The 12,946-nt window shown below is 53.2% G+C and carries 11 protein-coding genes; 1 reads left to right on the forward strand and 10 read right to left on the reverse strand.

The features are described from left to right. Window positions 1-23: 23 nt before the first annotated feature. From nadD to leuS, 4 genes are read right to left on the reverse strand one after another with little or no spacing between them, the layout of a single operon-like run. Window positions 24-674 (reverse strand): nicotinate-nucleotide adenylyltransferase, encoded by a 651-nt coding sequence (gene nadD / locus PGR79_RS10450; RefSeq protein WP_430921628.1) that lies wholly within the window; start codon window positions 672-674, stop codon window positions 24-26. Continuing rightward, window positions 667-1,698 carry a DNA polymerase III subunit delta gene (gene holA, locus PGR79_RS10455; protein ID WP_113373848.1) on the reverse strand — a complete coding sequence of 344 codons (1,032 nt, stop codon included), beginning with the start codon at window positions 1,696-1,698 and terminating at the stop codon, window positions 667-669. The genes nadD and holA overlap by 8 nt, the downstream gene beginning before the upstream one ends. After that, window positions 1,698-2,288 (reverse strand): LPS assembly lipoprotein LptE, encoded by a 591-nt coding sequence (gene lptE, locus PGR79_RS10460; protein WP_087860239.1) that lies wholly within the window; start codon window positions 2,286-2,288, stop codon window positions 1,698-1,700. Before lptE ends, holA begins: the two co-directional genes overlap by 1 nt. Window positions 2,289-2,302: 14 nt before the next feature. Next, window positions 2,303-4,885: a leucine--tRNA ligase gene (gene leuS, locus PGR79_RS10465; protein WP_113373849.1), complete on the reverse strand. Its 2,583-nt coding sequence runs from the start codon at window positions 4,883-4,885 to the stop codon at window positions 2,303-2,305. Window positions 4,886-5,111: 226 nt separating this feature from the next. Here leuS and PGR79_RS10470 point away from each other — a divergent pair, with 226 nt between their 5' ends. After that, complete coding sequence (locus tag PGR79_RS10470; protein WP_087860422.1) at window positions 5,112-5,594, forward strand: zinc ribbon-containing protein; 483 nt, start codon at window positions 5,112-5,114, stop codon at window positions 5,592-5,594. 44 nt (window positions 5,595-5,638) lie between these two features. On the opposite strand, the gene PGR79_RS10475 is transcribed toward PGR79_RS10470, so the two are convergent. From PGR79_RS10475 to PGR79_RS10500, 6 genes are all read right to left on the reverse strand, one after another. Continuing rightward, window positions 5,639-7,432: a filamentous hemagglutinin N-terminal domain-containing protein gene (locus PGR79_RS10475; protein ID WP_113373850.1), complete on the reverse strand. Its 1,794-nt coding sequence runs from the start codon at window positions 7,430-7,432 to the stop codon at window positions 5,639-5,641. A gap of 39 nt (window positions 7,433-7,471) precedes the next feature. After that, window positions 7,472-9,145, reverse strand: coding sequence for a ShlB/FhaC/HecB family hemolysin secretion/activation protein (locus PGR79_RS10480; protein WP_113373851.1), 1,674 nt, complete (start codon window positions 9,143-9,145; stop codon window positions 7,472-7,474). Between the two features lie 363 nt (window positions 9,146-9,508). Continuing rightward, entirely contained in the window at window positions 9,509-10,234 is a 726-nt protein-coding gene (locus tag PGR79_RS10485) for an amino acid ABC transporter ATP-binding protein (protein ID WP_015367722.1), read from the reverse strand. Then, the gene (gltK, locus tag PGR79_RS10490; RefSeq protein ID WP_045381494.1) at window positions 10,234-10,908 is read right to left on the reverse strand and encodes a glutamate/aspartate ABC transporter permease GltK; all 675 of its coding nucleotides are present in this window, start codon (window positions 10,906-10,908) and stop codon (window positions 10,234-10,236) included. The genes PGR79_RS10485 and gltK overlap by 1 nt, the downstream gene beginning before the upstream one ends. Next, entirely contained in the window at window positions 10,908-11,648 is a 741-nt protein-coding gene (locus PGR79_RS10495) for an amino acid ABC transporter permease (RefSeq protein ID WP_087860236.1), read from the reverse strand. Before PGR79_RS10495 ends, gltK begins: the two co-directional genes overlap by 1 nt. A gap of 163 nt (window positions 11,649-11,811) precedes the next feature. Beyond that, window positions 11,812-12,723 carry an amino acid ABC transporter substrate-binding protein gene (locus PGR79_RS10500; protein WP_113373852.1) on the reverse strand — a complete coding sequence of 304 codons (912 nt, stop codon included), beginning with the start codon at window positions 12,721-12,723 and terminating at the stop codon, window positions 11,812-11,814. Window positions 12,724-12,946 lie beyond the last annotated feature (223 nt).

Genomic DNA, 12,946 nt, shown 5'->3' on the forward strand with positions numbered 1-12,946 from the left:
AACGATATCCCCGTAGCGGGTTCTCAGCAATAGAGCTTCTGCTGGTGAATGTAGTCCAGCACGGCTGCAGGCAGCATATCGGCGCAGGAGACGCCCTGCTGCAGACGCTGGCGAATCAGCGTAGCGGAAATATCGAACCACGGGGTTTCCGCCAGATAGATAGCTCCGGCGGGGCGGTTATGTAACTGCTCGACGTCGTGGGTGAGATGTTTATCGAGCCATTGCTGATCTTCTTCACGCTTCATCGCCAGTGGATATCCCGGGCGGCGGCAGACGATCAGATGGGCGTTATCGAGGATCGTGGCGTAGTTATGCCAGGTGGGGAAGGTCAGCAGCGAATCCTGGCCGATGATAAACGCCAGCGGCCGCTCGGGACCCTGTTCCTGCCGCCACTCCTGCAACGTTTGCGCCGTCCATGAGAGGGTATCGCGTCGCAGCTCGCGCTCGTCGAGGACAAACAGCGGTTTATCCGCAATCGCCAGCTCGAGCATATGTACGCGCTGGGCGCTGGCGGCCTCCGGCTGCGGACGATGCGGCGGGACATTATTGGGGACGATAATCACCCGGTTAAGACCGATCTGGTTAGCCAGAATTTCTACCGGCTTCAGGTGGCCATAATGCACCGGATCGAAGGTGCCGCCGTACATCGCCTGCAACTGAGTCATATCAACCATCAATGAAAACGTCTGCCAGCGCTTTATGGCAGAGCAGTAACGAAAGACTTTCCAGCTCGGGCCATATTGACTGGCCATAATCTTGTTTGAAGGTGAGCTCGGCGCGGGTTAATAACGTGACGGCCTGGCGCAGTTGCTCGGCGCTGAGGCGCGTGAGCGCGTCGCCAACCAGTTGACGGCGGTTCTGCCAGACCCGGTGTTTATCAAACAACGTGCGTAGCGGCGTATGCGCCGACTGGCGCTTCAGGTTCACCAGCAGCAGCAGTTCGCGCTGCAACGTACGCAACAAAATGGCGGGTTCGCAGCCCTCAAGCCTCAACTGCTGCAGGACGTGCAGTACGCGCTTGCTTTTGCCGGCCAGCAGGGCATCGACCCAGTGATACGGCGTGAAGTGGGCGGCATCATTCACCGCCTGTTCAACGCGAGGCAACGTCAGCTTGCCGTCAGGCCACAGCAGCGAGAGCCGCTCCAGCGCCTGCGCTAACGCCAGCAGGTTACCTTCATAGCAGTAGCACAGCAGCTGGCTGGCGGCGTCATCTAATTGCAGCTTGTTCTGTTTAGCGCGGGCGGCCAGCCAGCGCGGTAGCTGCGCATATTCCGGCGTCTGGCAGCTGACCTGTACGGCGCGACTGGCAAGCGCGGTCACCCATGCTGCATTTTCCTGGGCTTTGGTAAGCTTGTTGCCGCGGACAATCAGCAGCAAATCTTCATGCAGCATACCGACCAGCGTGGCAAGCTGTTCGTTAATCGCCGCATTCGGGCCGTTTTCCGGCAGAATAAGCAGAAGCGTCTGGCGACTGGAAAAGAGGCTCAGCGCCTGACTTAAAGAGAAAAGGGCGGGCCAGTCGGTGCTGGCATCGATGGTCGCGGTGTGATGTTCGGTAAAGCCCTGAGCGGCCGCGGCTTCGCGGATCGCATCCTGGCTTTCCTGTAACAGCAATGGATCGCTACCAAGCAATAAATACGCCGCGCGCAGCCCTTCAGTGAGCTGCGCGCGGAGTTGTTCCGGGTACAACCGAATCATCAGTTACCCAGCGTAGTGGAGACGCGGTTGCCAGAGGTCGAGGTGGCCGGGGTTCCAGATACCGGCTGCTCAGCCTCTTTGGTGGCTTCGACATCCGCAACATGCACGCTCGGCAATTTGCGGATCAGTTGTTCCGCGGCCTTGTCGTACATCTCTCGAACAATCATGTCCTGCTCGGCATCTTTCGCCAGTGCCGCCTGCGGGTTATCGAAGAACGAACGATAAACCTTGGTATTGATTGGGTAAATGTCATGACCCGGTATCAATACGGTGGCGTTAACGGTCAGCACCATCTGGTATTCAGCAGTACGACCATCCTGGAAAATGGATGCCGTATCTTTCTGAATGGATGAGTTACCCAGACGCAGGGACGGAACGTCCTTACGCAGCGTATCGGCATCGATCAGCTCGACGCCATTCAGACGCAGCTGATTGCGTACCGCACGGCTTAACGGACCATTCGGATCGCTTGACTGGAAAATCATAGTTTTCATTGTGGTTGGAACCTGCGTATTGCTACGCAGATGCCAGCCGCAACCGGCGGTGATTAACACCGCCAGAGATAACAGCATTGTTGCCAGATATCGCACGCTTCCTCCCGCGCTTAGCCAACGACCAGATTGAGCAGTTTGCCCGGAACGTAAATCACTTTACGTACGGTCACGCCTTCAAGGTATTTTGCGACCAGATGTTCCTGGCCTGCACGTTCACGAACCTGCTCTTCGGTTGCATCTACCGCAACGGTAATTTTACCACGAACTTTACCGTTTACCTGGACGACGACCAGAGTCGTGTTTTCAACCATTGCACTTTCGTCCGCTACCGGCCACGGCGCATTATCGATATCGCCTTCGCCGCCCAGTTCTTGCCACAAGGTGAAGCAGGCATGCGGGGTGAACGGGTTGAGCATACGTACCACGGCCAGCAGAGCCTCACGCATCAGCGCGCGATCCTGTTCGCCTTCCTGCGGCGCTTTCGACAGTTTGTTCATCAGCTCCATCACCGCGGCAATAGCGGTATTGAAGGTCTGACGACGGCCGATGTCATCGGTCACTTTGGCAATCGTTTTGTGCACGTCGCGACGCAGCGCTTGCTGATCTTCGCTGAGGCTTGCCACGTCCAGGGCGACAGCCGGGCCCTGAGAGGTATGCTCGTAAACCAGTTTCCAGACGCGTTTCAGGAAGCGGTTTGCACCCTCTACGCCGGATTCCTGCCACTCCAGGGTCATTTCAGCCGGAGACGCGAACATCATGAACAGACGTACGGTATCCGCGCCATAACGTTCAACCATAACCTGCGGGTCGATACCGTTGTTCTTCGACTTGGACATTTTGCTCATGCCGGTGTACACCAGCTCACGACCCTGCGGATCGAAGGCTTTGACGATGCGGCCTTTTTCATCACGCTCAACGGTGGCGTCAATCGGTGATACCCAGTTACGCTCGCCGTTTTCGCCGACGTAGTAGAACGCATCGGCCAGTACCATGCCCTGGCACAGCAGCTGTTTGGCTGGCTCATCGGAGTTCACCATACCGGCATCGCGCATCAGCTTGTGGAAGAAGCGGAAATAGAGCAGGTGCATAATGGCGTGTTCGATACCGCCGATATAGATATCCACCGGCAGCCAGTAGTTCGCGGCATTCGGATCCAGCATGCCTTTATCGTACTGCGGGCAGGTATAGCGAGCGTAGTACCAGGAAGACTCCATAAAGGTGTCAAAGGTGTCGGTTTCACGCAGCGCCGGCATGCCGTTAACGGTGGTTTTCGCCCACTCAGGATCGGCTTTGATCGGGCTGGTGATGCCGTCCATGACCACGTCTTCCGGCAGGATAACCGGCAGCTGATCTTCCGGCGTCGGCATCACGGTACCGTCTTCCAGGGTCACCATCGGAATTGGCGCGCCCCAGTAACGCTGGCGGGAAACCCCCCAGTCGCGCAGGCGGTAATTCACTTTGCGCTCGCCAACGCCCATCGCGGCCAGTTTGTCGGCGATGGCGTTGAAGCCCGCTTCGTAATCCAGGCCGCTAAATTCACCGGAGTTGAACAGCACGCCTTTCTCGGTCAGGGCCTGCTCTGAGAGATCCGGTTCAGAACCGTCGGCGGCGAGGATTACCGGCTTGATGTTCAGGCCGTATTTGCTGGCAAACTCGTAGTCACGCTGGTCGTGACCCGGAACGGCCATCACCGCGCCGGTGCCGTACTCCATCAGCACGAAGTTCGCCGCCCATACCGGGATGGCTTCGCCGGTCAGCGGGTGAATAGCTTTAAAGCCGGTGTCGACGCCTTTTTTCTCCATTGTCGCCATGTCAGCTTCGGCAACTTTGGTGTTACGGCATTCGTCGATAAAGGCGGCCAGCGCCGGATTATTAGCCGCAGCCTGCTGCGCCAGCGGGTGACCCGCAGCGACCGCCAGGTAGGTGCAGCCCATGAAGGTATCCGGGCGGGTGGTGTAGACGGTCAGCTTATCGGCGTAGTCGTTGACGTCAAAGGAGATTTCTACCCCTTCAGAGCGGCCGATCCAGTTGCGCTGCATGGTCTTAACGGTGTCAGGCCAGTGATCCAGATTATCCAGATCGTTGAGCAGTTCGTCGGCGTAGGCGGTGATTTTAATAAACCACTGCGGGATCTCTTTGCGCTCAACTTTGGTGTCGCAGCGCCAGCAGCAGCCGTCGATAACCTGTTCGTTAGCCAGCACGGTCTGATCGTTCGGGCACCAGTTGACCGCGGAGGTTTTCTTGTATACCAGGCCTTTTTTATACAGCTCGGTGAAGAATTTTTGTTCCCAGCGGTAGTATTCCGGGGTGCAGGTCGCAATTTCACGGCTCCAGTCATAGCCGAAGCCCAGCTTTTTCAGCTGGTTTTTCATGTAAGCGATGTTGTCGTAAGTCCACGGAGCCGGCGCGGTGTTGTTTTTCACCGCTGCGCCTTCCGCAGGCAGACCAAACGCATCCCATCCGATCGGCTGCAGGACGTTTTTGCCCAGCATGCGCTGATAGCGCGCGATGACGTCGCCGATGGTGTAGTTACGCACGTGACCCATGTGTAGTCGACCAGAAGGATAAGGAAGCATCGACAGGCAGTAATACTTCTCTTTGCTCTCGTCTTCAGTTACTTCAAATGTACGATTTTCGTCCCAGTGAAGCTGGACTTTCGATTCTATCTCTTCCGGGCGGTATTGCTCTTGCATGGCAGCCAGTGGTCCTGTTTTCAATACAGCTACAAAATGTAGCCAATGGATGTGTTGTTTCAGATCGGCATAGCATAGCCCAAACGTCCACGTCAAAACAGCCTTTCGCACATTAACATCGGCAAAAGCGACGTAGAATTTTTCGCGACTCTGTGGCGCGGCTGGCAATGCAAACCGCTGATAACGTCTATTATTAGAAGCAGTTAATCACACCGGAGGCGAAATGATGAACAAGGTTGCTCAATATTACCGGGAACTGGTCTCCTCGCTCAGTGAACGGCTGCGCAATGGAGAGCGTGACATTGACGCGCTGGTGAAGCAGGCGAGGGAGAAGATAGTCCAGGCCGGCGATCTGACGCAGAGCGAGGTTGAGTCACTTATCGCGGCGGTGAAGCGCGATCTGGAAGAATTTGCCCGCAGCTATGAAGAGAGCCATGAAGACGATAGCGACAGCGTCTTTATGCGGGTGATCAAAGAGAGCCTGTGGCAGGAGCTTGCCGATATCACCGACAAAACCCAGCTTGAGTGGCGTGAGGTATTCCAGGATTTGAACCACCATGGCGTCTATCACAGCGGGGAAGTGGTGGGCCTTGGCAACCTGGTGTGCGAAAAGTGCCACTACCATCTGGCGGTATACACCCCGGATGTGCTACCGCGCTGCCCGAAATGCGGGCATGACCAGTTCCAGCGGCGGCCATTTGAACCGTAAACGCTAAAGCAGCGATGCGCATTGCGCTGCGCATCGCTGAGTCATTACAGAACGGTATTGATTTCCGCAATCTTAAAGTATTGATATCCGCCCATCTCGCTGGCGTATTTGTATGAGGAGTTGAGGATCATCTTGTCGGCATAGATAGTGCCGACGTCGCAGGTACTCAATTTTAACCAGCCGCAGCCGCGACCGCCGTTAACTATCTTTTTAGCCGTCATGGTTAAGGTGCCGTTCGCCTGCAGTAAAGAATAGTTGTAAATATTCGCTTTATTCTGCGTATCCAGCAGCAGATCGCCGGTGCTGAAGATGGTGCCTTCATTTACGATATCAAATCTGGATGTGATTGAAATGGTGTCACCTTTTATGGATCCCGTATTGTTGACCGGACCATGATCGGTAGTGATAGTCGCCGCCTTTATCGCGCCATTATTATTCAACCAATAGCTATGGGCGGTAAAAGCGTCTGTCGCTGTCATTTTGCCGTCAGTGCTCTGCGCCAACGTGCCGTCGGTTTGCATATCGATATTTGCGCCGCTAATACTGCCTAAGTTGTAAATCTCGCCGGTGTTGAGGGTGCTGTCCTGATTTAACGATTTCACGGCGACATTACTGGTCGCGGCGATGGTTCCGGTATTTTTAAAATTAGTACCAATAAAATTCAGCGCGACGTTTTTACCGTTAATCGTACCGGCATTGGTGAAATTACCTAGCGAGGTAGCGGTAATCTGCGCATCCGAGGTGATTTTCGCGCCGGCGTTGTTGGTTATCGCCCCGTTGCTGGCGGCCACCAGACTGGACGTCGCGCTAATCGTTCCGCTGTTCTGGATATTGCCGCTGGCATTGAGCACCAGCTGCTTTGTCGAACTAATCGTGCCCTTGCTGCCGTTGTTGAGAGCGCCATAGGTTGTAATCATGGTCATATTCTTGGTCGCCAGCGTACCGTTATTCGTGAAATTCCCGGAAGCGGCGATGCTGGTAAGGTAACCATTGCTGGCGATGGAGCCATCGTTGGTCAGTAATCCATTGTTGGTGATAGAAAGCGTCGAGTTGGCGGTGATTGACCCTTTGTTACGCACGCCAAAGCCCAAATTGTTGCCGACCATACTGATACTGTTGGCTTTAATGCCGCCCAGACTACTGATATCAATGCTGTATACCGGACTTATCATTTGCAGGACGGTAGCGCTTTTACCTGCGCTAGTCATGGCGCCCGTGCTGTTGTCGAAGGTGAAGTTACCGCCGCCGACCGTGGCGTTACCTGCGTTGACCATGCCATTGATGGCGACGGCATCAGCCAGCAATGCGGCATAGCTGGTGGTGGCATCCATGCCCTTTTCGCCAATAGTGATTTTGCCATCGGTGATGGTATAGCTGCCGATAGCGCCTTCATCGGTCATATTGACCTGGCCTGTGGTTAATACCGCCTTGTTGGTATTAACGAAACTACAACCAGAGCAGGTAATGCCATTGGGGTTGGCAATCACGACATCGGCTTTTAGTCCGGCGACCTCAATAAAACCATTCAGGGAACTGGCTTTATTTGAGGTGACTTCATTGAGGATCACCGATGCGCCGCCGTTGGTCAGATTATTGTTTTTAGCAATATTGCCAAAAGTCGCGTGATTGATATCGCTGTCGCTGTTGTTGAGTATTAATCCATTGCTACCTACGTTAAATTCGCGATACAGATTGTGCGAGACGCCGGAGGCGTTAGGGGCTTCAATATCTACAACCGTTGCTCCTGACAGATGGGTGTAAGTCGTTGGGTCGGCGTACGCTATCGTAGAACTTAACGCCGCTGCTAACGCAACATAGGTTAATTTAAACTTAAACATGAATTTATTCCTTTAAATATGATTGAAAATACGTGGGTTTTAATACTTCCATTTCAATGCGAAGCCCAGATTAAATGAGTCGCTCTGAAAGTTATCCGGTTTACTTAGCGGCGTGCCGATAAAAAGATCATATTGTGTGAACAATAGCTTGCCACGTAATCCGCTAACCGCACCTGAAATAACTTTTCCTTGCCGATATTGTTCACTGCCAATAATACGACCAATATCTAATCCTAAATAAAATTGCTGTTCCGGGCCGGCGATATCCCAGATGAAATCATTACTCCAGTACCAGCCCTGATTGCCGGAGAGCGTATATTCGCCATCAAATCCACGGACCGTCCAGCGGTTGCCAATATTAAATTGGTTGTCCGAAGAGAGGATGTCCGGGCTATATTGCGCATTAACATGCGGTGCGTAACTAAATTTATCGCCGGTTATATCGAATTTCATCAAAGCCTGTAAATCGGCATGTACGACACGTGAACGCTTACTGAACAGGCCCGCTTTTTCTTCGGGCGTGGCGACGGAGCTTAGCCATGGAAGGCGGCGTTGCAGCCCCAGGCTGGCGGCGACGACTTTTTTATCGAAGTAGCGTTGCTGGCGGAGCGTCAGCTCCCATGTCGGGTTCTGTTTACGCATCACCCCGAGCTCCTCTCCGCCAAAGTAGTAATGTGATGAGCTTTTGGCGATGCGTAAATCCAGCGACGTTTGCTGTTGACGAGTATGTGACAGGAGCCGCGACAGCGTCGCGCTGTAGTAGCGGTTTTTACTTTTATAGTCCGTTTGCGACCAGGCGCCTTTGAACAATTGCCTATATTGACTCTGCGAACCGTAAAGACTTAATGCCCAGTAGCCGAAAGGGATCGAATAATACAGACTCCCATTCTGGTTGCCGTCATTATGCTGATTAAATTCAATATCGCCGCCGCCGGAGACATAGAATATATCGTTGAGCGTGGTGATATCATAAAGATAGAGCGCGCCGCCGGCCTGATAGCGGCCGCTGGCGCGGCTGCCGGCATCATCCATCCAGGCGCCGACCTGCCACTTTTTATCCAGACGCCGCGTAAGCTGCAGATTGCTTTCCGCCTCTCGCTGTCCCGGCAATATTTGCATATTCGCTGAGCTTCCCGGCAGGCGACGCAGGTTTTCCATCCCCTGTTCGAGATCGGAGAGGCGCAGAATATCTCCCTTGCTGGCGGGGATATTGTTCCAGATGCTGGTGGTTTGCTCACTTGCGGTTGACCAGAGTATTTCACCGATTTTGCCATAAGCCAGCTCGAGCCTTAATGTCCCTTCCGCCAATGATTGTTCCGGGATGGTCACCAATGAAGTGATATAACCCCGGGCGATTAACTCATTTTGTAATGCCATGGCGAGATGCTGAATGCCGTTAATCCCCAGACAACGATGCAGAGCCTGAGCTGTAAGGTTGTCCAGAAGCTGATGAGTGAGCTTCGGCTCGGCAGAATCGATATAAATATTATTGATGAGCCTGCAGTTTTCTTCCTCCGGAAAGGTGAGCGTTTGCCGGTCGGTATTAATTTGTGAAGCCTGGGCGGCCTGATGCTGTGGCGTCAGCGCCGCCTGACGCGCTTTATCCTGCTCGTTTTGATTCGTTGTGGCCGAGGCAATGGTGCTGGCAATAGCCTGATGCTGGCATAATAATAAAATTAGTAGAGCGTGAAGCAGATTGTGTTTATTAAACATGAAGCAAGATCCATTTGTTTCATTGAGTGTGTATGCCGTTGTTTAAGCGCGCTCAAGGCGTGGCGTAATTAAGCCCATAGGGTCATCTATAAAAATATTATTTTTATTGTTGATAATGTTATGTAGAGACGTATTCCCTGAGGTCGTTTTTAAAGGGGGGTATGTTAGCGGTGGCGGTAACGCTTAGCCATGCGAAGGAAACTGAATTTTATATGAATTAAACTAATTTAGAATGTGAATTATTAGGCGAGGAGGTTGAATTATTTATTTGCCTGATAGAAGGAAGCTTAAAATAAACCACTAATATATGTATGCAAATACCGCAGGGGAAGAAAGCGCGCACATGACGTGCGCGCTGGGATTTTAGTGCAGGATTTTGGCAAGGAAATCTTTAGCGCGTTCTGATTGTGGGTTGGCAAAGAAGGCTTCTTTATCGACATCTTCGACAATTTTACCTTCATCCATAAAGATGACCCGGTTGGCTACTTTACGGGCAAAGCCCATTTCGTGCGTCACCACCATCATCGTCATACCTTCGTTAGCCAACTCAACCATGACATCCAGCACTTCGTTGATCATCTCCGGGTCAAGCGCTGAAGTCGGCTCATCGAACAGCATCGCAATCGGATCCATGCACAGCGCGCGGGCGATCGCGACACGCTGCTGCTGGCCGCCGGAGAGCTGCGCCGGATATTTTTCCGCATGCGCCGCCAGACCCACGCGTTCCAGCAGCTTAAGTCCCTTTTTACGCGAAGATTCTTTATCGCGATTGAGAACCTTAATCTGCGCCAGCGTCAGGTTGTCGATGATCGACAGGTGCGGGAACAGTTCAAAGTGCTGGAATACCATACCGACGCGGGAACGCAGTTTAGCAAGATTGGTTTTCTTGTCGTTAACCTGAGTGCCATCAACGATAATTTCGCCTTGCTGCACCGGCTCAAGGCCGTTAACGGTTTTAATCAGCGTCGATTTACCGGAGCCAGACGGCCCGCAAACTACCACCACTTCGCCTTTTTTCACTTCGGTGGAACAATCGGTCAGCACCTGAAAGTGACCATACCATTTCGAAATATTTTTCAGGGTAATCATTACACAGTCCTTTTCTTCAACCAGCTGACCAACAGCGATGCGCTGAGACTAAATACAAAATAAACGGCGCCTGCGAACAGGATCATTTCCACCTGGGTTCCGTCGCGTTCGCCGATAGTGGAAGCGGTACGGAAGAAATCGGCCAGGCTCAGGACATACACCAGCGAGGTATCCTGAAACAGGACGATACCCTGGGTTAACAGCAGCGGGACCATTGCGCGAAAGGCCTGCGGCAGAATCACCAGCTTCATCGATTGCCAGTGGGTCATCCCCAGCGCCAGCGCGGCGCTCGACTGACCACGGGAAATACTCTGGATCCCGGCGCGAATAATTTCCGAATAGTAGGCCGCTTCAAACATTGAAAATGCCACCATCGCCGAAATCAGGCGAATATCGGTTTTCGGCGACAGTCCCAGCACGTTTTGCAGGAAGCCGGGAACAATCAGATAGAACCACAGCAGCACCATCACCAGCGGAATCGAGCGGAAAACGTTAACGTAGGTCTTGGCGAACCACGCCAGCGGCAGGAAGCTCGACAGGCGCATCACCGCCAGAATCGTACCCCAGACGATACCGAATATAATCGCCGTGACGGTGATTTTCAGCGTAATGACCAATCCTGCCAGCAGGTAGGGCATGGAAGGGACAATTGAACTCCAGTCAAAATCGTACATTATTTGCCTCCCATATTGCCCGGCAGACGAACTTTACGTTCAACCACGTACATCACCAGCATAATGACGGCGTTGATGAAGACATAGGCGAGGGTGATCGCGGTAAAGGATTCCCAGGCGTGGGCAGAGTAATCCAGCAGCTTGCCGGCCTGCGCCGCCATATCCGCCAGGCCGATGGTAGAAGCGATGGCCGAGTTTTTTACCAGGTTCATCATTTCCGAGGTCATCGGCGGCACGATAACGCGATAGGCGTTCGGCAGCAGCACGTAGCGATAGGTTTGCGGCAGGGTCAGCCCCATCGCCAGGCCGGCATTTTTTTGCCCGCGCGGCAGAGACTGTATCGCGGCGCGAACCTGTTCGCAGACGCGGGCAGCGGTAAACAGCCCGAGGCACAGCATTGAGGAGACAAAGAACTGGATATTGGGATCCAGCTCTGACTTAAACCACATGCCGATGTTTTCCGGCAGAAATTCCGGAATAACAAGGTACCAGGTGAAAAACTGTACGATCAGTGGAACGTTGCGAAACAGCTCGACGTAGCAGGTGCCGATCCCGGCTAACCAGCGGTTAGGGACGGTACGCAGAATGCCGAACAGCGAGCCGACAAGGAAAGCGATAATCCAGGCGCTAATCGACAGCGCGACGGTAACCTGAAAGCCGCTCCATAACCAGCCTAAGTAAGTCGTGTTGCCGAACGGGGCGGGTTGCAGGAATATTCCCCAGTTCCAGTCTATTGACATAAATAAACTCCAGAAAAAAAAGGGTAGCAGCGCTACCCTCGAAGATTGTTGCCCTGCTTGTTTCGGTATTCGCGGCGGCTGGGGAACGACCAGCCACCGTATAGTCTGTCCGTGCGAAGGCAACAATCGGGAGGGCTACTTAGTCGAGCCCCTGTTTTTTTAATTAGTTAAGAGCTTTGTCATTCGGTGATTTGAACAGCGCCTTCATGTCTTCTGACAGTTCGAAGTTCAGGTTCAGATTTTTCGGCGGAATCGGGTTCTTGAACCACGTGTCGAACCATTTTGCCGCTTCGCCGGAGGTCTGCGCCTGGGCGACGGTGTCATCGACCAGCGTTTTGAACGATGCGTCATCTTTACGCAGCATGCAGCCATAAGCCTCTTTTGACTGCGGCGTACCGACGATTTCCCAGTTATCCGGTTTCTTCGCTTTTGCGCGCTCGCCGGCCAGCAGGGCATCGTCCATCATAAAGGCTACCGCACGGCCGCTTTCCAGAGTGCGGAAGGAGTCGCCGTGATCTTTCGCGCTGATGATGCGCATGTTCATTTTCTTCTCGTCGTTAAGCTTATGCAGCAGCACTTCCGAGGTGGTACCGGAAGTAACGACCACCGCTTTGTCTTTCAGGTCCGGGAAGTCTTTAATCGGGCCACCTTTTTTCACCAGCAGACGAGTGCCGACGACGAAAATGGTATCGGAGAAGGCGGCCTGCTTCTGACGCTCAAGGTTGTTGGTGGTGGAACCACACTCGAAATCATAAGTGCCGTTCTGCAGCAGCGGGATGCGGTTCTGCGAGGTGACTGGAATCAGTTTCACCTGCAGGTCGGGTTTGTTCAGCTTTTTCTTGATGGCTTCAACGATAGCGTTGGAGTAATCCTGAGAGTAACCCACCACTTTTTGTTGGTTATCGTAATAGGAGAATGGTACTGACGATTCGCGGTGGCCGACGACGATCACCCCGTTTTTGGCGATTTTATCCAGCGTGCTCTGACCTGCGGCCGGGGCGGCATCTTCAGCGTGCGCCAGACCGGTGGTCACTCCCATGACCAACATTGCGGCGGCCAGTTTACGTAATTGCATATCCAACTCCTTATCCTTAACGCCAGGGACGCTAGTGATACCCATTGTGATTGTGTGTATGTGTTGTTATTCCTTCCGGCACTGCGGTAAGGCGGCGCTTTCGGGAATCGTCTGCAATCTTAAAGTGCAGTATTTGTATGAGCTTGTTAGCATTTAGTTTGGCTTAATGTAAAGATTTTGATGCTTTATTGTTTATTTTTGCGAAGTGCTCCGCACCATTTGT

Origin of the sequence: Klebsiella sp. 141161, from assembly GCF_050600815.1 — a bacterium.
GTDB lineage: Bacteria > Pseudomonadota > Gammaproteobacteria > Enterobacterales > Enterobacteriaceae > Klebsiella > Klebsiella aerogenes.